General features: G+C 30.1%; 25 protein-coding genes. 8 read left to right on the top strand and 17 right to left on the bottom strand.

Annotated elements, in window-relative coordinates:
- Positions 1-80 precede the first annotated feature (80 nt).
- From IC219_RS07315 to IC219_RS07285, 7 genes are all read left to right on the top strand, one after another.
- On the top strand, positions 81-995 hold the full coding sequence (locus IC219_RS07315) for an ATP-binding cassette domain-containing protein (RefSeq protein ID WP_227831314.1): 915 nt from the start codon (positions 81-83) through the stop codon (positions 993-995).
- Positions 995-1,756: an ABC transporter permease gene (locus IC219_RS07310; protein WP_227483040.1), complete on the top strand. Its 762-nt coding sequence runs from the start codon at positions 995-997 to the stop codon at positions 1,754-1,756. Before IC219_RS07315 ends, IC219_RS07310 begins: the two co-directional genes overlap by 1 nt.
- A gap of 11 nt (positions 1,757-1,767) precedes the next feature.
- Positions 1,768-2,505, top strand: coding sequence for an ABC transporter permease (locus IC219_RS07305; RefSeq protein WP_227831315.1), 738 nt, complete (start codon positions 1,768-1,770; stop codon positions 2,503-2,505).
- Positions 2,506-2,673: 168 nt separating this feature from the next.
- On the top strand, positions 2,674-2,814 hold the full coding sequence (locus IC219_RS07300; protein ID WP_227831316.1) for a hypothetical protein: 141 nt from the start codon (positions 2,674-2,676) through the stop codon (positions 2,812-2,814).
- Between the two features lie 139 nt (positions 2,815-2,953).
- Positions 2,954-3,469, top strand: coding sequence for a GNAT family N-acetyltransferase (locus IC219_RS07295; RefSeq protein WP_255612936.1), 516 nt, complete (start codon positions 2,954-2,956; stop codon positions 3,467-3,469).
- Positions 3,470-3,524: 55 nt separating this feature from the next.
- Positions 3,525-3,782 carry a TfoX/Sxy family protein gene (locus tag IC219_RS07290; protein ID WP_227831317.1) on the top strand — a complete coding sequence of 86 codons (258 nt, stop codon included), beginning with the start codon at positions 3,525-3,527 and terminating at the stop codon, positions 3,780-3,782.
- A gap of 15 nt (positions 3,783-3,797) precedes the next feature.
- On the top strand, positions 3,798-4,082 hold the full coding sequence (locus IC219_RS07285) for a DUF3795 domain-containing protein (protein WP_227831318.1): 285 nt from the start codon (positions 3,798-3,800) through the stop codon (positions 4,080-4,082).
- A gap of 168 nt (positions 4,083-4,250) precedes the next feature.
- Here IC219_RS07285 and IC219_RS07280 read toward each other — a convergent pair whose 3' ends face one another.
- Positions 4,251-4,496: a helix-hairpin-helix domain-containing protein gene (locus IC219_RS07280; RefSeq protein WP_227433517.1), complete on the bottom strand. Its 246-nt coding sequence runs from the start codon at positions 4,494-4,496 to the stop codon at positions 4,251-4,253.
- 462 nt (positions 4,497-4,958) lie between these two features.
- Here IC219_RS07280 and IC219_RS07275 point away from each other — a divergent pair, with 462 nt between their 5' ends.
- The gene (locus tag IC219_RS07275; RefSeq protein WP_227824688.1) at positions 4,959-5,789 is read left to right on the top strand and encodes a MerR family transcriptional regulator; all 831 of its coding nucleotides are present in this window, start codon (positions 4,959-4,961) and stop codon (positions 5,787-5,789) included.
- Between the two features lie 71 nt (positions 5,790-5,860).
- Here the strand turns inward: IC219_RS07275 and IC219_RS07270 are convergent, their stop codons facing one another.
- From IC219_RS07270 to speB, 16 genes are all read right to left on the bottom strand, one after another.
- On the bottom strand, positions 5,861-6,334 hold the full coding sequence (locus tag IC219_RS07270; protein ID WP_227831319.1) for a cupin domain-containing protein: 474 nt from the start codon (positions 6,332-6,334) through the stop codon (positions 5,861-5,863).
- A 56-nt stretch (positions 6,335-6,390) separates the two neighbouring features.
- Positions 6,391-6,663: a EutN/CcmL family microcompartment protein gene (locus IC219_RS07265; RefSeq protein ID WP_227824686.1), complete on the bottom strand. Its 273-nt coding sequence runs from the start codon at positions 6,661-6,663 to the stop codon at positions 6,391-6,393.
- Positions 6,664-6,675: 12 nt separating this feature from the next.
- Positions 6,676-7,377: a TIGR02536 family ethanolamine utilization protein gene (locus IC219_RS07260; RefSeq protein ID WP_227831320.1), complete on the bottom strand. Its 702-nt coding sequence runs from the start codon at positions 7,375-7,377 to the stop codon at positions 6,676-6,678.
- A gap of 24 nt (positions 7,378-7,401) precedes the next feature.
- A complete protein-coding gene (gene eutD, locus IC219_RS07255; protein WP_227831321.1) occupies positions 7,402-8,028 on the bottom strand; it encodes an ethanolamine utilization phosphate acetyltransferase EutD in 627 nt (208 codons plus the stop codon).
- A gap of 13 nt (positions 8,029-8,041) precedes the next feature.
- Entirely contained in the window at positions 8,042-8,803 is a 762-nt protein-coding gene (locus IC219_RS07250; protein WP_227831322.1) for a cobalamin adenosyltransferase, read from the bottom strand.
- Between the two features lie 99 nt (positions 8,804-8,902).
- The gene (locus tag IC219_RS07245) at positions 8,903-9,190 is read right to left on the bottom strand and encodes a BMC domain-containing protein (protein WP_227824682.1); all 288 of its coding nucleotides are present in this window, start codon (positions 9,188-9,190) and stop codon (positions 8,903-8,905) included.
- A 60-nt stretch (positions 9,191-9,250) separates the two neighbouring features.
- Entirely contained in the window at positions 9,251-10,720 is a 1,470-nt protein-coding gene (locus tag IC219_RS07240) for an acetaldehyde dehydrogenase (acetylating) (RefSeq protein ID WP_227831323.1), read from the bottom strand.
- Between the two features lie 2 nt (positions 10,721-10,722).
- Positions 10,723-11,367, bottom strand: a complete 645-nt coding sequence (locus IC219_RS21895; RefSeq protein WP_285891629.1) for a BMC domain-containing protein — start codon at positions 11,365-11,367, stop codon at positions 10,723-10,725.
- Between the two features lie 6 nt (positions 11,368-11,373).
- Positions 11,374-12,027, bottom strand: coding sequence for an ethanolamine utilization microcompartment protein EutL (gene eutL / locus IC219_RS07230; RefSeq protein WP_227831324.1), 654 nt, complete (start codon positions 12,025-12,027; stop codon positions 11,374-11,376).
- A 21-nt stretch (positions 12,028-12,048) separates the two neighbouring features.
- Positions 12,049-12,942 carry an ethanolamine ammonia-lyase subunit EutC gene (gene eutC, locus IC219_RS07225; protein WP_227831325.1) on the bottom strand — a complete coding sequence of 298 codons (894 nt, stop codon included), beginning with the start codon at positions 12,940-12,942 and terminating at the stop codon, positions 12,049-12,051.
- Between the two features lie 12 nt (positions 12,943-12,954).
- Complete coding sequence (locus tag IC219_RS07220) at positions 12,955-14,319, bottom strand: ethanolamine ammonia-lyase subunit EutB (RefSeq protein WP_227824678.1); 1,365 nt, start codon at positions 14,317-14,319, stop codon at positions 12,955-12,957.
- A 16-nt stretch (positions 14,320-14,335) separates the two neighbouring features.
- Entirely contained in the window at positions 14,336-15,769 is a 1,434-nt protein-coding gene (eutA, locus tag IC219_RS07215) for an ethanolamine ammonia-lyase reactivating factor EutA (RefSeq protein WP_227831326.1), read from the bottom strand.
- 62 nt (positions 15,770-15,831) lie between these two features.
- A complete protein-coding gene (locus tag IC219_RS07210; protein WP_227831327.1) occupies positions 15,832-16,284 on the bottom strand; it encodes a EutP/PduV family microcompartment system protein in 453 nt (150 codons plus the stop codon).
- A gap of 1 nt (position 16,285) precedes the next feature.
- Positions 16,286-16,636 carry an ethanolamine utilization microcompartment protein EutS gene (gene eutS, locus IC219_RS07205; protein WP_227824675.1) on the bottom strand — a complete coding sequence of 117 codons (351 nt, stop codon included), beginning with the start codon at positions 16,634-16,636 and terminating at the stop codon, positions 16,286-16,288.
- A gap of 27 nt (positions 16,637-16,663) precedes the next feature.
- Positions 16,664-17,794 carry a 1-propanol dehydrogenase PduQ gene (locus tag IC219_RS07200; protein ID WP_227831328.1) on the bottom strand — a complete coding sequence of 377 codons (1,131 nt, stop codon included), beginning with the start codon at positions 17,792-17,794 and terminating at the stop codon, positions 16,664-16,666.
- 158 nt (positions 17,795-17,952) lie between these two features.
- The gene (gene speB, locus IC219_RS07195; RefSeq protein ID WP_227824673.1) at positions 17,953-18,912 is read right to left on the bottom strand and encodes an agmatinase; all 960 of its coding nucleotides are present in this window, start codon (positions 18,910-18,912) and stop codon (positions 17,953-17,955) included.
- Positions 18,913-18,919 lie beyond the last annotated feature (7 nt).

The following is an 18,919-nucleotide window of genomic DNA, read 5'->3' as shown; positions in this document are numbered from 1 at the left end:
TGTATTAATATAAGCTACAAACACTACTATATGTAAGTCATAAAAATTCATACTAAATTATAGAAAAGAGGATAAAACATATGGAAATGATAGTTAAAACAAACAGACTTTCAAAAGAATACAATAAAATATTTAGAGTAAAAGACTTAGACCTTAGAGTACCAAAAGGAGCTGTATATGGCTTTTTAGGCCCTAATGGTGCTGGTAAATCTACTACTCTTAAAATGCTACTTGGACTTGCAAAACCTACACAAGGAAATATTAGTATTTTAGGTAAAGAGTTAAATGATAAAAACAGAATATCAATTTTAAATGATATTGGCTCATTGATAGAATCTCCATCATATTATGGACACTTGACAGGGCTTGAAAATATGACTATTATGCAAAGACTATTAGATTTACCTAAAAAAAATATACATGAAGCCTTAAAAATAGTAAGACTAGAAAATCAGAAAAATAAGAAGGTCAGTCAATATTCACTAGGTATGAAACAACGCCTTGGCATTGCCATGGCAATAATGAAGTTTCCAAAACTATTGATACTTGATGAACCTACAAATGGACTTGACCCAGCTGGAATTGAAGAAATTAGAGAACTAATAAAATCTCTTCCAGAAAAATTTGGCATGACAGTTCTTATTTCTAGTCATCTTCTAAGTGAAATTGACCAAATCGCCACATCAATAGGAATAATAAATCATGGTGAACTTGTTTTTCAAGATAGTATAAAAGAACTTCATGATAAAGGTCAAAGTCATATTGCTATTAAAACACAAAATCCAATATCTGCTCAAAAACTTTTAAATACACAAGGATATATGTCACTTATACAAGATGGATATTTAACTATTGAAAATTTAAAAAATACAGATGTAGCTAAAATAAATAACATACTTGTACATTCAAATATGGATGTATTTAGAATAGAAGAACATAAAAAGAGCTTAGAGGATATATTCCTTGAACTTACTGGCAAGGCGGTGACTTTATAATGAAATATCTTAGTTTAGAATTTTATAAAATTAAAAGAAAGAAAATTATTTTGATGACATTTTTATTTGTAGCTGTTGAAATAATATGGTGTATCATGAATTCAAGTAGAGCTCTTACAAAGAATCCAGACATGCTAAGTGGATTTGAATATTCATACATGATTATGAGTTTTACAAGTTTAAATGGATTATTTTTTCCTATCTTAATATCAATAATTACTTCCCGAATAAGCGATATAGAGCATAAAGGAGATACATGGAAACTTTTAAAGTCTTCTGCTACACCCTTAAATAGTATTTATTTTTCTAAATTTTTATGCTCTACTATTTTGATATCATTATCTATACTTATACAAATATTGGCTATTTTAGGTTTTGCATCTTTTAAGGACTTTATCGAACCATTTTCTATGTCCTTAATTGTCAAATATACCTTAGGTACGATACTAGTTAGTATAGCTATAATAGCACTGCACCAATGGGTTGCAACTGTATTCCAAAATCAAATGCTTGCTGTTACACTTGGTATGTTAGGTAGCTTTATAGGTTTAACATCAGGACTATTTTTTCAAGGTATTCGTAGATTATTTATATGGTCTTATTACATAGAATTAACGCCTCTAAATTATGCTTATGACACTGCCCTTGGTTCATCAGTTTACAAAGTAAATATGAATTTTTCAATGACTGTTTTAATCTTCTTTGTTGGAATGTTAATTTATTATATTGGAAAAAATCATTTATTAAAAAAGGAAATATAGGAGGGATTTAAATGTTAAGAAAATCAGTTTTGGGAGAAATCCTAAAGTTAAAAAATTCTTTTATATGGTATATATTATTGGCTTTACCACTTCTAAGTGTGCTAATTGGTACTGGAAACTTTTATCTAAATCAAGATATCCTTAAGAAAGAATGGTATAGCTTGTGGACTCAAGTTAGTCTATTTTATGGTGAGTTTTTCTTTCCTATATTAATAGCAATCTTTTGTGCCTATGTTTGCAGACTTGAACATATGAATCATAATTGGAATAATGTAATGACACTTCCAATCAATTTAAAAAACATTTTTTTATCTAAACTTATAGTTATTTCAATACTTACGGCTATCACTCAAATTGTTTTCGTTATTTTTTACATAGTTGCTGGAAATATGATTGGATTTTCCCAAAGTGTACCTAATGAACTCACTGGCTGGATTGTTAAGGGTTGGATTATTTCAATTTCAATAGCTTCTATACAACTATACCTATCTATAAAGATTAGAAGTTTTGCTACTCCTATTGGTATCAGTCTTTGCCTTTCTCTATTTGGAATGGGCTTACTAATAGCACAACCTTCTATTGGTATATTTTTCCCATACTCTATGTTAGGAAGTGCTATGGGTATTATAAAACAATCTGCTTTAAACGTTAATGATACTATAGTTACAATATGTGTTGCATTTGCCACTACTATAATATTTTCTGAAATCGCTAAGAGAAACTTTAGAAAAAATGATGTTATATCTTAGCCTTACAATAAAATTATATATGACAAGATGGTGTCATCCTATTGTATTATAATAAATCAAGGATATACGATAAATAATTCAAATCACCTCTTGACCATCTAATCAATAAAAAAGACTTTCATGATGTAGTATGGTAAAATATAAAAAAGCTTGCCTATATTTGCAATTATGTCATATGAAAAATCTGGATTCAAGAAATCTGATAAGGCAATGACTGATTTTTTATTAGATGAATATGTATCTCTCTATGGAGCTGGAGATTATGTAATAGATGGAACTGCTATTTTGGTAAAACACTTAGATGTGTAATGCATTTTATTATGAAAAGTGATAAAACTATTGATAAGGCTATAGTACACTGCTATTTTCATTTTCTAGAATTAACCTTAATAGAATTAGCTTTAATATAACAGATAAAAAAATTTAATCCACAGGAGTATAAATTAAAATGATAATTAGACAAGAAAAAGCCAGTGACAAAGATAAAGTATATGAAGTTATTAAAGCTGCATTTACAAATGAAGAATCTTCTGACCATGATGAACAAAACCTTGTTAATCGATTAAGAAATAGTACTAGATTTGTTCCAGAACTTTCACTTGTTGCTGAAGATGATGGAGATATAGTTGGGCATATTCTATTTACAGAAATAAAGATTAAAAATGATGTACTACTTGCACTAGCACCAGTAGCAGTTTCTCCAAGTGTCCAAGGCAAAAAAATAGGTTCAAAGTTAATTGAAGAAGGACATAAAATTGCAAAGTCAAAAGGATATAAAGGTTGTGTAGTTTTAGGTCATGACAAATATTATCCTAAGTTTGGCTATCAAGTAGCAAGTAAGTTTAATATAAAAGCTCCATTTGAAGTGCCAGATGAAAATTTTATGGCTATAGAGCTACTAGACAATGGATTGAAAGAAGTGTCTGGTACTGTAGAATATGCAAAGGAATTTTTTGAACAGTAGTTATAAACTATGATTGGTAATTCTATTTAATATTTAAGATATAAGGAGTGATATAATGGGTGAACTTTCTAAATTACCAAATATAGGTCCTGTAGTTGAAGGTCAATTAAACCAAGTTGGAATCACAACCTATGAACAGTTAAAGGAAATAGGTAGCAAACAGGCATGGTTAAAAATAAAATCTGTTGATGCTTCTGCATGTATTAACCGTCTATATTCACTAGAAGGTGCAATTCAAGGCATCAGAAAAAGTCAATTATCTTCAGATGAAAAGGAAGAATTAAAAGAATTTTATAATATATTTAAGTGTTAGAAAAGGAGAGTTTATATGTTTGAATCAAGATGTGGTGTACTCTGTAACAGTTGTGCAAGAAAAGAGAAAGTAAATTGTAAAGGATGTACTCAAATGAAAGGTCCATTTTGGGGTGGTGAATGTAAGGTTAAGACTTGCTGTGAAAGCAAAGAACTTAATCATTGTGGAGAATGTGATACTTTTCCTTGTGATATGCTTTCAAATATGGGGAAAGAGCAAGGTTTTGACCCTACAATAAAGATTGAACAATGCAGAAAATGGCTATCTGAAGAAAAATCTTTAAATGATTCTCTTAATTAATTTAATTCATTGATTGAAATACATATTATGTTAAGATACATATGATGAGTGAGGTATTATAAAGGAGCTAAATAATAGTTTTAATTATTATTCAAAACTGATATTTAACTCTTTTATAATCACTCTTTAGTCTTTTATAATTATTCTTTAATCCTTCATAATTATTCTTTAGTCTTTCCAATACCACCACTTTAGTTTTTCTGGGTCTGGGTTTTCTGTTGATGCAAAATATATTGCACAGCGGTATACATATAGTTGACATCTATCTATATGTTGCCCACTCATTAAGCATTCTTTTTGGTACAACTCTTCTGGATTGGCATCTTTAAGGGATTCAATTGTTGTATATCCCAACATTATTAGGTCTTTTTCAGTTTCCTTTCCTACCCCAGGAATTTTTCTCAATTCTCCCATGTTATACCTTCTTTCTAGGATATGTGTTTTTATATTTTATTGTATATTAAATATTATTTTTATGCTACATCTAATATTGAAATTTCATAGTACTTAATTTATATTTTTTAATATAAATTAATAATGCTGACTAAATCCTACTTTTTTGATATAAAATATTATTATTGTATGCTTTTTAATAAAATAAATTACTTAGTTACAACCTAAGTGATACCAAACACTTCACCTTTCAATTAATATTTACTTTCCCATAAAAATGGTCATAGAAAATCAGTTCTTTATACTTCACTTTTTGCCTATTTTTTGATATTATTATGTTAAGAAAATTAATATAATTTAGTATTATCAAATTAAATTAGTTTACATTTTCCTAAAAAGTTTATTTAAACACCTTATATGACGTCTATTAAAAGCCTATCTTTCCTTTTAAAAATTTTTAGCTTAAAATAGGAGGTAAATATTGTGCATAATAAACTTTTGTCAATTACCCAATTAGCAAAACTTAGAAACCTTACAAGTGAAACACTAAGATATTACGACAGAATAAATCTTATAAAACCTAACTACGTAGACCCTAATACTAAATATAGATATTACTCTATTCTTCAATATGAAGAGTTAGGAACTGTAAAAGAACTAAGACAATTAGGAATGTGTATTAATGATATTACAAGTTATTTTAATGACAGAAATTTCAAAAAATCTATTGAAATTTTTGAAAAATACCAAGAAACACTTCACTCAGAAATCAGAGAAAAAATAGAGCTTGAAAAGGTATTAAATAAAAAGGTTGAATTTTTAAAACAACTAGATTCTCTATCTCCAGTAAATACAATTACAGAACTTACACTTCCAGATAGATATATGATTACCTTTGATAAACCAACTGGTGGACCTCATGAATTAGCTCTTGCTGTAACTGAATTGGAATCTCATTTAAATGAGATTGCTCCAATTGTTGCAAGCGATAGAGTGGGTGCTTATGGTAATGATTTAATTTTAGACGAATCTAAAGATTATATTCCTTTATCTCCATTTATATTCATAGAAGATGATGATATACAGTCCTCTTTAAAAAAACTTGTTCCAGGGGGGTTATATCTTTCTATGTATTATGATGGTGATGAACTTGAAAGATACCATCCATCTTTTGATTTTATAAAAGAGTATATGAGTGAGCACAACCTATGCCTTAATGGCGATATTTATCAAATATTTAAAATAGATGTGACTCTTACTAGTTACTTAAATGAAACGCTTATGGAAATTCAAGTTCCAGTAAAAAAAATATAGTCTATTACATAAAGGCTATGATTGTTAGCTTATCATAGCCTTTTTACTTACTTTTATCCATAGTCTTTTTATTACTTTTGTGATTCCCAATCTGCTGGGTATGTTACATATATAAACCTAGCATAATTAGGTACTGAAAACTTTATACTACTTCCTTTTGGTATGAGTATTAGTTCCCCTTCAGATGCTGTTATCTTTCTGCCATCTATTAATATATCTAAAGTTCCTTCTATTATATAGTCTACTTCATCATAATTTAAGGTCCAATCGAAAGTTGTTTCTTTCATTTCCATAATTCCACAACCTAGTCTTGGACTTTCTTCTAAAGTAAATAAATCTTTTGTATAAACTATATCATTTGGATTACCAGTATCTAATCTATTACTTTCATCTACCTTTACTCTTGGTAATTTTATAGAAGTTATTCCACTTATATCTTTGTGTCTATTAAAATCTATATTATTTTTAGAACCATTTAAATTTTCTTCTATTATTTGTCTAACTAAGACTTCCAACATATCTTTGTTTAATGTACTTATATCCATCTCTTATTACCTCCTTAACCTTATATCTCTATATCACCAATACTTTTACTCATTTGTTATTCATCCGCAAATTCAAGAGAATCGACTATACCAACTATAGTTGCATCTATTGGAACACTCTGTCTTTCTATTGAAGTTCTAGCAGCAGAGCCTCTAGTTATAAGAACTAAATCTCCATTCCCTGCCCCTGCATTATCTGCTGCTACTAAAAAACCTTCTTTATATGTATCTTTAGCATTTAATAGTTTCACAACTAAGAATTTTTGTCCATTTAACTTTTCATCTTTTCTTGTTGCCCATACATTACCAACTATTTTTCCTATTTCCATAAGTCTCCTCCACTATATTCTTTTTACTGTTATATTATGTATTCTTATAAAATCAATAGCTAATGGAGTTATTATACTATTTTTGCTTACGATAATATCCTTAGTTCCACTTATCATAGGCTTTCTCAAATCAGACTCAGATATAAGCCTTTTTTGTGTCAAATCTATGCTAAAATTATCATCTATTTTTACTTTTTCTTCGTTCAATATTTCTTCATTCAATATTTCTTTATTAAACGTTTCCTCACTAAATGCTCTCTCACTTAATGTTATCTCATTTAAATTCTTTATAATCTTTACTCCATACCTACAAATATCCTCTTCATAAGCTCTGTATTTATTGTATAGTGCTTTAGGTGCAGTGTCTTTATAGAGTTTGTATTCTATTCCTTCATCTAACACATATACTTTCTTACCTTTCATAAGCATTTTTAATAGAAATCTTTCTTCATTTGAAAAACTATTTCCTAATGCTAAGTTGCAAATACCCCTCATACAAAGTTTTGATACTATTACTGCATCACAATCTTTTGTAGCACTATCAAACATTTCTATATTAAACTTATCATTTAATAAGTCAAATTTACTTTTATCATTTTCATATAATATAATTACTTTTTTTCTATTTTCATTTTCTATATATCCAACATTCGTAGTATTTATTTTTTTGTAAAGTTCTTCTACTATAATCTCTATAAGATTGTTGTAATCCATAAGCTTTCCTTTCTAGATATATAGCTATCTCTTTATTATCCTTGCAATACTTCCTTTTGAATATGCGCATGCATTTGCCTCATCGTAATCTATATGCATATAAGTTTTAAACTTATCGCTAACCCTAACAACTACATCATCAAATATTAGAGGTCTTTTACCAAATACTTTAACTTCAACTACCTCATTGTCTCCCACATTAAATTTTTTGGCATCTTCTATCGACATGTGTATATGTCTTTTTGCTACCATAAGACCTTTTTGAAGTTCAATCTCTCCTTTTTCTGTAGCTATTTTAATACCTAAAGTATTTTCTAAATCTCCACTTTGCTTTATTGGTGGCTTCAATCCTAATATGGAACCATCTGTTAGTGATATTTCTACTTGTGTTTTCTTTCTACAAGGTCCAAGGACTACAACATTTTTTAATGTACCCTTTGGTCCAATTATTGTAATTCTTTCTTTACAAGCATATTGACCTGGTTGAGATAAATCTTTTAATTTTGTTAATATATATTCTTTACCAAATAATTTTTCTACATCTTCTTCACTTAAATGTACATGTCTTCCTGACGCTTCAACTTCTATAAATACTTCTTTTTTAACTCTACTTACTACTTCTTTTACTATTTCATTTAATAGGTTTTCCATAAACTTCCCCCAACTACTGGTATTGTCCAGTTCTTATTTTATAAATTATAATCCAGAACACTGATGACAATCTATTAAGAGCTTTTATTAAATCTTCTCTCTCAACTTCTCCATATTCACCTTTAAACGCTTCATATGCACAGAGTTCAGCTTCCCTAGTACTAGTTCTTATACTATTTATGAGTACTACTTCTTCACCCATTTTATAAGTTGGAAATTCATGACCTATACCAAAATATTTTTTAGGATTATGAGAATGCTCTCTCAACTCTTTTTCAGATAGACCTAAAAGCTTAAAGCTATCTAATTTTTCTTCTAACACTTCACATCTCATTATTTTCCTTACAAACTCTAATATTTCTTGTAATTCATTTACTAATTTTCCAAGACTCTTTTTGTTGCATAAAACTTGAACTTCTAGTATTTTTGATTCTAACGAGTCTATCTTTCCCCTTAAAATTATCCTTTTATGGTCTTTAAATACTAATATATCTCCATTTAAATGAGTCATATGTTCTGGCTTTTCATTTAACTTAGCTCCAAATACAGTTTTGTACTTATAAGATTCTTCTCTTACGGTTTCTTTTATAGCTTCCTTATTCTTATTATTTTCATTTGAAATATTATCAATATATTTTATTTCAATCTTTTTTTCGGCTAAAAAAGACTTTGCTAAAGGAGTTATAATTTGACCTTTTTCAATGTAATATTCAGTTATATTCCCTTTATTTTCACGCATTTCTTTTCTTATTTGATTCTCTGTTAAAACACTCATTTTATCACATCTCCTATTAGATGTATAAAAGGGGACCCCTCAAAATATATTGACATCCCCTTTTTATCAAATTTAAATTTTATTTACTATATAAACTTATTAATCAACATTTACTTTTGGTAATATAGCATCTACTTCAAAGTGTGGTCTTGGTATAACATGAACAGATACTAAATCTCCAACTCTCTCCGCAGCAGAAGCACCTGCATCTGTAGCAGCTTTAACAGCTCCAACATCACCTCTTACCATTACTGTAACTAAACCTCCACCTACTTGCTCTTTTCCAACTAATTGAACATTGGCAGCCTTAACCATTGCGTCTGCTGCTTCTATTGCTCCTACTAATCCTTTAGTTTCTATCATCCCTAATGCGTTTGCATTTGCCATAATGCTTACCTCCAAAATTTTATATTAATATTTTTTAAAATTATTTTAGTTTTTCAAAATCTAACATAGCTCTAAAGCTATCTTTTTTACTAATACATTTATTAGTTCTTCTCTATCCATAGAGTCAAATATTGATTTTTCTACTTTAGAATTTGTACCTCTAAGTTCTTCTATTTCTTTAACTCCATAGGCTATTTTCTTTATATTTAATAAGTCTAATGGTCCTACATTATTTGAAGTTGAACTTCCACCTATAGCTCCACACCCTAATGTTAAAGCTGGTGATAAGTTTGTTGCTCCACCTATTCCTCCAAGTGCAGATGGTGCATTTACTATTATTCTTGATACTGGTATATTAAGTGCAAATTTCTTTACAAGTTCCTCATCATTAGCATGCATTGAGAATGTGTGACCAGCACCTTCATTTAAAAGTATCTCTCTAGATTTTTGCATAATAGATTCAATATTTTCCTCTACATAAAATGCAAGTATTGGAGTCAGTTTTTCTCTAGAATAAGCTACATCATTTCCTACTCTAGATTCTCTTGCTATAAGTACTTTAGCATAACTTGGCACATTACTTAAATTAGCTAATTTAGCAAGTGTTTCTACACTCTTTCCAACTATTTGAGGATTCATTGTTCCATTTGCTCTTAATATAAATTTAGACAGCTTTTCACTTTCTTCTTCATTTAAGAAATAAGCCCCTTGATTTTTCAGTTCATTAACAATTATATCTTCCATAGATTTTTCTACTATTATAGATTGTTCAGATGCACATATTACACCGTTATCAAAAGTTTTAGAATCTAATATTCTTTTAACTGCTAACTTAATATCTGCACTCTTATCTATAAATGCTGGTCCATTTCCTGGTCCTACTCCTATGGCAGGTGTTCCTGATGAATAAGCAGCTCTAACCATAGCCTCTCCGCCAGTTGCTAAAATAAGTTTAGTATCCTTATGCTTCATTAATTCATTAGTACCTTTAAGGCTGGGATTAGTTATACCTAATATAATATCTTCTGGACTTCCTGCTTTTATAGCTGCCTCACTTATTATTTTTATAGTCTCAAGTATACATTTTTTTGCATTTGGATGTGGTGAGAAAATTATTGAATTTCCTGATTTTATAGAAATCATAGCTTTGTAGATTACTGTTGATGTTGGATTTGTTGATGGTATAAGCCCTGCTACTACTCCTACTGGTGTAGCTATATCAACCGTTTTTTCTGCCTTATTTTCACCTATTATCCCAATAGTCTTCATATCTTTTATTGCTTCATATAACATTTTAGATGCAAATGTATTTTTAACTATTTTATCTTCATATTTTCCAAACCCAGTTTCTTCATTGGCCATTTTAGCCAATTTAGCAGCATTTTCATATGCTGCCTCTGCCATTGACTTAACTATTTTATCTATTTGTTCTTGGCTCATTCTGGAAAGTTTAACTTGAGCTTCTTTAGCTTTTTTTACAAGATTTCTAACTTCTTGTATAGATAATAAATCTTTATCTAAAATTTCCATCTTTATTTATCCTCTCTAATCAATTTATAAACTAAATCTACTAGGTCTTCTTTTCTCAAAGAATTTAATTCTTTATTAGTCAAAGAAGAATCGTATTCTCTAGCTAAAGTTTTTAATTCTTTTATATTCATATTTAATAAATTTCTATTATTAGTGACCTCATCTTTTACTGGTTTTACTTCATTTAAAGTTTCTATATTTGTATTTTCATTTTCTTCAATTTTTATGTCTTCTTCTAAGGTTTCTGTATTTTCATTTTCTTCAACTTTTACATCTTCTTCTAAAGCTTCTACATTTGTATCTTCATTTTCTTCTATCTTCATATTTTCTTTGATTGGTATTTCGCTAACTTCATTATATTTCTGAGTAATTCTTTCTTCTTTTTTAAATAAATTATCAGCTACTTCTTTATGTATCCTTGGTATTACATGAGTTGCTCTTAATACTCCAACCTTGTTTACAGCTACTTCTCCAGCTTCTATAGCTGATTTAACTGCGCCTACATCTCCAACTATTGTTAATGTAACTATTCCCGCTCCTACTTTTTCAATGCTAAGTATATTTACACTAGCAGACTTTACACATGCATCACATGCCTCTATTGCAGCAACATATCCTATTACTTCTATTAAACCTACAGCATTCATTTATCTTTAAAACCTTGTTGGGTCATCAGCTACAGATTTAACAGCTTCAGCAAAAGCATCACAAGCTGCTTTACAAGCTGATTGAGAACCTGTAAGTAATGCTCCACCAAAGTTTGTTTCAGTTGGAGGTGCAAATAATTCACATAGACTTACATCTGCTGCTTTTAATGCTGCATCTAGTGCATACATAGCTTCTAAAGGTGGTGCTACTAAATAAGCTATGGCTTCTCCTTCTTTGATTCCTGCCACTTTAGAAAGATATGTTCCTGTTCTAGATACACAGTGAGCATAATATACTATTGAATCATCATCATTTGCACTTATAAAAGTTGCTCCGTATTCCATAAAATCAACTACTGCATTTAATCCACTTCTTACTTCAGCTGGGCTTGGTCCTGCTATTATACCTAATACCTCACCAGCAAGTTTTGTTGAAGCATTTGTAGCACCTGCATACATTGACTTTGCATATACAACATCAACTTCTGAAGCTTTAGTTGCTTCATCAAGGGCAGTATATGTCACATCATCACAATCAGCAGTTATAAACCCTAAACTTTTATGGTCAGAATTTAATTCTAGCTTTTGTGCCATTTCTGGACTTATGTTTGAAATCATTTTAATTCCCAGTATTTTAGGACGAATTACATCATTTTTCATAACTTGTACTCCTTTAAGTTATTATTTTAAATCAATTCCAGAAGCTTTCTTATCTAAAATTGTTTTTATAAGTTCAGCTATATGTGCACCTGCTTCAACAGCAGTAGTTCCACCTTTATGGATGTTTGACACCACTGTTCTCTTGGCTTCTGCTATACCAACTTTAGGCTTATATGTAATATATGCTGACATAGATTCTGCTGTAACAAGACCTGGTCTTTCTCCAATTAACACACATACAACTTCACAGTCTAACTCTTCACCTAAATGGTCCATAGCCCCAACTCTACAATGTTTAACAAATACAATATCTCCCACTTCAATTCCATACATCTTTAAACCTTGCTTTATAGCCATAATACAGTCATTTGAATTGGCCTCTATAGCAGCTGAACTTAGTCCATCTCCTGCCATTATTAATACTTTCTGATTTGTACCTATTTGCGTTTTTATAAAATTTATAGTTTCACTTGAAAACTTTCTTCCAAGGTCTGGTCTAGTTAAAAATTCATCTTTATCCTTACATAAAGTTTCTATTTTTATTAAGTTGCTATTTTCCACGAAATCTTCATCTACATAAGAGAAAACAGCATCTTGTGCAGCAGCATGGTCTGCTCTAAATCTTAAAACTGTTTCTGTTTTATATCTAGCTCCACATCTACCTATACCTATTCTTGCAGGAGTTTTAGATTTCATATCTAAATAGGCTTCTGCATCCTTAGGATTTTTTACTAATAATTGCTTTTTTAAATCTATTTCCGTTATATCTTCTATGCAAGCATCATCGTCTATTGTACTTTTATTTACTTTGTCTACTGTATTTTCAACAACTTCATTTACAACACTAGAATCAATTTGACCAGCCATTTGATTTACTAACTGCTCTACTAATGCTTTTAAATCTTTTTCATTCATACTTAAGACCTCCTACCCTAATAATATTGATGCATCTCCAGCTTTTTCTGTTAATTTACCATCTTTAGAGAAGCCCATTTGTTCCATCCAAGCATCAAACTCTTTTATTCCTGTAAGTCCAAACATTTCTCTAAGTGATGCTGTCTCATGGTATCCTGTAGTTTGGTAGTTAAGCATTACATCATCTCCATGAGGTATGCCCATAAAATATGTACATCCAGCTGTAGTTAATAATATCGCTAAATTTTCCATATCATTTTGGTCTGCTTTCATATGGTTTGTATAGCAAACATCAACACCCATTGGTAATCCATGTAATTTACCCATAAAGTGGTCTTCTAGTCCTGCCCTCATTACTTCCTTTGCATCATATAGATACTCTGGCCCTATAAATCCAACTACTGTGTTTACTAAAAACGGCTCAAACTTTTTAGCAAATCCATAACATCTAGCTTCCATAGTAACTTGGTCTATCCCATGATGTGCTTCTGAAGAAAGCTCTGAGCCTTGCCCTGTTTCAAAATACATTACATTTGGACCAGTAGCTGTTCCATGCTTTAAAGCTAAATTTCTTGCTTCTTCAATAGTTTCTGAATTAAATCCAAAAGCTTCATTTCCTTTTTCAGAACCAGCTATTGATTGGAATATTAAATCTGTTGGAGCACCATTTCTTATAGCTTCCATTTGTGTTGTAACGTGTGCCAACACACAAGTCTGAGTAGGTATTTTATATTTTTGTTTTACTTCCTCAAATCTCTTTAATACTTTAGTTACACTTTCAACTGAATCATCAACTGGGTTTAATCCTAATACTGCATCACCTATTCCAAAAGTTAATCCTTCTAGAAGTGATGCAAGTATTCCATCTGGGTCATCTGTTGGATGATTTGGTTGAAGTCTAACTGATAAAGTACCTTCTTCTCCTATTGTTGTATTACAATGAGCTGTAACTTTAATTTTTTTTGCTGCATAAACTAAGTCCATATTTGACATTAGCTTTGCAACTGCTGCTATCATTTCTGAAGTTAATCCTCTTGAAACTCTTTTTATATCTAAACTACTTGTTTCACTATCTAATAGCCACTCTCTAAGTTCTGAAACAGTCCAGTCCTTTATTTCACTATAAACTTTTTCATTTACTCCATCTTGAATTATTCTTGTGACCTCATCTTCATCATAAGGAACTGCGGGACTGTTTCTTATATCCTCTAATTTTATATGAGATAAAACTACTTTTGCTGCCACTCTTTCTTCGGCACTTTGAGCTGCAAGACCAGCTAACTTATCACCAGACTTTTCTTCATTTGCTTTTGCCATTACATCATATAATCCTTTGAACTGATAAGTACGCCCAAATAATTTTGTCTTTAAAATCATCTCCTTACCCCCTTTTTTAATTAAAAACTAATGTCTTTATTACTACAGGTAACACCTTACCTTCAGCTATTGGCTTTCCAATATCTATGTAGTCTCCATTTTCAACCTTAATACTATCTATACAAATAATATCTTTTTTGTAATCTAAAACTGCACAAATAGATTGTCCTAATACTTTTGCCATGTCATTTTCTATAATTACTACAAATGGCAAGTCATTTTCTATAATTTCTTCCATACCACTCACTAATCCACGTGCATACTCTTGAATTTCTAAAAAGCTTGGATTTTTACTTCCTTCTATAGCGATAACAATTTTTTGTAAGTCATTTTCTAACTTAAACCAATTTAACTTATTTTTTATACTTTCACTTAATGCCTTTTCATTGCTACTTTCTTCTTCTCGTGATAGTTTTAAAACAGGTAAGTTTTTAAGTGGAAAATCTTCACTTGTATAAGTTATAGTACTTCCACTTACTTCAGTAGTATGAGAACCAGCACCTACTACTGTAGCTCTAATAGTTTCTAATGGAGTTATTACATTTATTTTTTTTAGTTCATCACAATTTTTTATCGCTTGCCCTAATAAAATACCTAAGTCTCCATATTTAAAATATTCATCTATTTTTTTATCATAGTAGATATAATCAGCGACCCCACCAGAAAAAGATATGTTATCTATCTTTTCACTTAAGTTTATAGATTTATTAGTTACCATAAACTCAAATAGACTCGTTTTCTTTTTTATTCCTATACTTTGTAATATTAAATCAACCATTATATCTATTATTGGCTTTGTGTTTTCTATGGTTGCTATAGTTCCTATTTGAAGACCTAAATTATAATCTTTTATGATTTTTTCTATCTTAGGTGATATATAAGTTATTTTTTTACTATGCTTGTCTATTTTTATAAGTCTCCCACCTATATCTAGACAGCCAGTATCTAATACTTCACCTCTTTTAAATAAAGCTAAATTGCTAGTTCCTCCACCTACATCTAAATTTACAACATTAGTTGAATGATTTTTAGAATAAATATGGGCCCCTGCTCCTTTGCCAGATATGATACTTTCTAAATCTGGTCCTGCTGTTGCCACCACAAAGTCTCCTGCAAACCCACTTAAATTATGAAGTACATAATTTGCATTTTCTTTTCTTGCAGTTTCTCCAGTTATAATAACTGCACCTGTATGTATGTCTTCTTTAGATATATTTGCTTTTTTATATTCACTATCAACTATGTTTTTTATTTCATTTCCATTTATCTCATTATTGGAGATAAGAGGTGTAAAGTATATTTCACTTTTATATACAATTTCTTTGTCTATTATACTTATCCTAGGTACTGAAAAACTAGATGCAGTGTTTTCAACTATCAATTTAGAAAATATTAGTTGAGTAGTACTTGTCCCAATATCTATCCCAACACTTAATAACTCTTCTCTCATTTTCTCACCTCATAATTTAAAAGTATTTCTTAAACAAAGAAGTTAGATTGTTCTATAGACTATCAATATTTTTCTTCCAATGAGCTTATCTCATTTAAATATTCAAATAATTCATCTATACCTACATCATCTATTGTGTCTACTTTAAATATTTTATTGACTCCTGCTAACGTTAATCTTTCTATTCCTAAATCTATTTGATTTTTATCTAATTTATTTATCTTAGTCAGAATGCCTATAGTTTCTTTACAAAATATACTTGCAAAACCTGGTGCCATATAATTTTCTTCTTGAGTTGCATCATAAACTATAGCCACTACTTTAGCATCTACAGCTGTAGTTATTAAAGCATTATACAATGCTCTATTTTCCATATATTCACCTGGTGTATCTATTGCATTTTTATAAATTTCTATTGACTGTGTTTTCTTATATTTAATCTCTAGCTCATCTAGTTTTTGGCAAAGAGTCGTCTTTCCACTACTTGTTTTTCCCATAAAAATTATATTTTTCATTTTATGTCCTCGTTATCTTAGTTGATGAAAAATTCAACATCTCACCTAACACTTCTAATACTTCATTTAATGCAGATTCTACAGAACTCACATCTCCAGATATTACTAAAGACCCACTAAATCTATCTATAAATCCAAGCGTTATATCTGATGATTTTGTTGCTACATCTGCTGCTATTATTGAAGCTTCACTCGGTGTTATTGTAAGAATACCTATTGCATCTTTTCTATCTAGTATTAATCCTAACTTTTTGTATATATCCTCATTTGGATTAGCTATTATATGAGCAAGTGTTACTTGCTTTCCTGGAACATATTCTTGTATAATTCTTTGTTTAGTTTCTTCGTTCAATTTTGCCCCCTAATTTTTATCACATTTTTACTTAATTTTATTTAGTATTTCTATTATGTCTTCTTCTATGGGAACTTTAGGATTTGCATTAGTACATCCATCTTGAATAGCCAAAACTGCTATTTCACTCTGTAAATTACTTAGTTCTTCAAAACTTACATTGCATTCTCTCAATTTAGTTGGCATGTTTAGTTCTTTTTGTAATTTCTTTATTTCATTAACTAAACTCTTTACACCACTTCTTGTATTTGAGGTACTCAGTCCTATTAACTTTGATATTTGTGTATATTTTTTTGCTGATAATGAGTAGTCTGTATTTAAATATCCTGTGATATTAGCATTGTATTCTATTACATGTGGCAATAATATTGAATTTGCTCTTCCATGTGGTATATGAAACTTTCCACCTAGAACATGTGCTATGGAGTGATTTATTCCTAATGATGCTTGATTAAATGCCATTCCAGCTAGACAAGATGCATTATGCATTTTTTCTCTAGCCTCTAAATCATTTCCATCCTTATATGCTTTCAATAAATATTCAAATACTAGTTTTATTGCCTTTTCAGCAAGTGCATCAGAAAAATCATTAGAATTTACTGATACATATGCTTCTAATGCATGTGTCAAAACATCCATTCCAGTATCTGCTGTTATAAAATCTGGCACTGTTTTAACCAACTCTGGGTCTAGTATTGCTATGTCTGGAATTAATTCATCTGACACTAGAGGATACTTTGCACCTTTTTGCTTATCTGTGATTACAGAAAATGATGTTACTTCTGAGCCAGTTCCACTTGTTGTTGGGATAGCAATAAATTCGATTTCATTAGTTCTTAAAATTTGCTTTGAAAAATCCTTTATAGCTTTGGCTGCATCTATTGCAGAACCTCCACCTAAAGCTATTACTGTATCTGGCTTTATATTTTTTAATACTTCTATGCCTTGTACTACTGTATCTATAGGTGGGTCTGGTACTATATTACTAAATACTTCATATGTACTGTGTTTTAAATTTACTAAGATTTTATCTATAGTTTTTGATTTAACCATAAAAGGGTCTGTTATAACCAACACTTTTTTATCTTTTATCTCTTGTAAATATTCTAAAGAACCTACTCCAAATTTTACTTTGGTTTTTATTTCAAAATTATTCAATCTAATCTCCTCTTTTATAAAAACTTATTTAAAATTAAACAATTGTTAAGCAAAAGCCCCACAGAACAATCTATGGAGCTTTTATTAAGCTTTCAATATTTCGTTATGACATTATTTTAGTAAATATTGGATTTTAGTAAAGTCAAGAATCTTGTATATTAATACTTTATGTTATGCTTTTTCTTATAAGCTATATGAGATATAAATTCATACATTATACCCGCAGCTGTAAGTGAAGTAACATTTCCAGCATCATATTGTGGCGCAACTTCAACAAGGTCATAGCCTACTATATTTAACTCCTTTAATCCTCTTATTATTTCTAATGTTTGGGCAGATGAGAATCCGCCTATAACAGGAGTTCCTGTCCCTGGTGCATATGCTGGGTCAACAAAATCTATATCAAATGTAAGGAATGCTTTTGAATCACCAACACGTTGTTTAATTCTTTCTATTATTTCTTCTGTAGTCATCTTATGACATTCAACAGCTTTTAAAACTTCATACCCTAAATCAGTTGAGTGGTACTTATCTTCTTCACCATAATAACCTTCTCTTATTCCAACTTGAATTGATTTAGATGTATCAACAAGATTTTCTTTAGCAGCATGGTAGAAAGGTGTTCCATGACTATAAGGCTTTCCAAAATATTCTGCTATTGTATCATAATGAGAGTCAAAGTGTATTAAAGCAACTGGTCCATGAACCTTATGACAAGCTCTTAATTCTGGTAATGTTACACTATGGTCTCCTCCCATAGCTATTGGAACTACACCATTTTCAAAGATAGGTAACATCCCCTCTGTAATTACATCAAATGTATCTTCTACATATCCTGGTACAGAGCCTAAATCACCATAGTCTACCCCAGAACAATAGTCAAATATACCAACATCAAGAACTGGATTATATGGTTTACAACCTAGAACTGACATTTCTCTTATTGATGATGGACCAAATCTAGCACCAACTCTAAATGTAGCACATGAATCAAATGGTATACCAACAACAGCAAAATCTACATCGTCTGTTGTAACTACATTTTGTAATCTCATGAATGTTTTAATTCCTGCAAATCTAGGTGATTTTAAAGAATTTATTGTTTTATATTTAATCATAACTACT

It is taken from the genome of Clostridioides sp. ES-W-0018-02 (genome assembly GCF_020658175.1).
GTDB lineage: Bacteria > Bacillota > Clostridia > Peptostreptococcales > Peptostreptococcaceae > Clostridioides.
Note: the sequence above shows the minus strand (reverse complement) of the source record. Positions and strands in the feature narration are given on the sequence as shown.

Coding starts and splice junctions, on each gene's coding strand:
- IC219_RS07285 (WP_227831318.1), top strand. CDS start 3,798: ATGTTTGAATCAAGATGTGGTGTACTCTGTAACAGTTGTGCAAGAAAA.
- IC219_RS07300 (WP_227831316.1), top strand. CDS start 2,674: ATGTCATATGAAAAATCTGGATTCAAGAAATCTGATAAGGCAATGACT.
- IC219_RS07290 (WP_227831317.1), top strand. CDS start 3,525: ATGGGTGAACTTTCTAAATTACCAAATATAGGTCCTGTAGTTGAAGGT.
- IC219_RS07220 (WP_227824678.1), bottom strand. CDS start 14,319: ATGATTTTAAAGACAAAATTATTTGGGCGTACTTATCAGTTCAAAGGA.
- IC219_RS07250 (WP_227831322.1), bottom strand. CDS start 8,803: ATGAGTGTTTTAACAGAGAATCAAATAAGAAAAGAAATGCGTGAAAAT.
- eutC (WP_227831325.1), bottom strand. CDS start 12,942: ATGAATGAAAAAGATTTAAAAGCATTAGTAGAGCAGTTAGTAAATCAA.
- IC219_RS07310 (WP_227483040.1), top strand. CDS start 995: ATGAAATATCTTAGTTTAGAATTTTATAAAATTAAAAGAAAGAAAATT.
- IC219_RS07270 (WP_227831319.1), bottom strand. CDS start 6,334: ATGGATATAAGTACATTAAACAAAGATATGTTGGAAGTCTTAGTTAGA.
- IC219_RS07305 (WP_227831315.1), top strand. CDS start 1,768: ATGTTAAGAAAATCAGTTTTGGGAGAAATCCTAAAGTTAAAAAATTCT.
- eutA (WP_227831326.1), bottom strand. CDS start 15,769: ATGAGAGAAGAGTTATTAAGTGTTGGGATAGATATTGGGACAAGTACT.
- speB (WP_227824673.1), bottom strand. CDS start 18,912: ATGATTAAATATAAAACAATAAATTCTTTAAAATCACCTAGATTTGCA.
- IC219_RS07240 (WP_227831323.1), bottom strand. CDS start 10,720: ATGGAAATTTTAGATAAAGATTTATTATCTATACAAGAAGTTAGAAAT.
- IC219_RS07245 (WP_227824682.1), bottom strand. CDS start 9,190: ATGGCAAATGCAAACGCATTAGGGATGATAGAAACTAAAGGATTAGTA.
- IC219_RS07315 (WP_227831314.1), top strand. CDS start 81: ATGGAAATGATAGTTAAAACAAACAGACTTTCAAAAGAATACAATAAA.
- IC219_RS07280 (WP_227433517.1), bottom strand. CDS start 4,496: ATGGGAGAATTGAGAAAAATTCCTGGGGTAGGAAAGGAAACTGAAAAA.
- IC219_RS21895 (WP_285891629.1), bottom strand. CDS start 11,367: ATGAATGCTGTAGGTTTAATAGAAGTAATAGGATATGTTGCTGCAATA.
- IC219_RS07295 (WP_255612936.1), top strand. CDS start 2,954: ATGATAATTAGACAAGAAAAAGCCAGTGACAAAGATAAAGTATATGAA.
- eutD (WP_227831321.1), bottom strand. CDS start 8,028: ATGGAAAACCTATTAAATGAAATAGTAAAAGAAGTAGTAAGTAGAGTT.
- IC219_RS07210 (WP_227831327.1), bottom strand. CDS start 16,284: ATGAAAAATATAATTTTTATGGGAAAAACAAGTAGTGGAAAGACGACT.
- IC219_RS07265 (WP_227824686.1), bottom strand. CDS start 6,663: ATGGAAATAGGAAAAATAGTTGGTAATGTATGGGCAACAAGAAAAGAT.
- eutL (WP_227831324.1), bottom strand. CDS start 12,027: ATGAAAAATGATGTAATTCGTCCTAAAATACTGGGAATTAAAATGATT.
- IC219_RS07260 (WP_227831320.1), bottom strand. CDS start 7,377: ATGGATTACAACAATCTTATAGAGATTATAGTAGAAGAACTTTACAAA.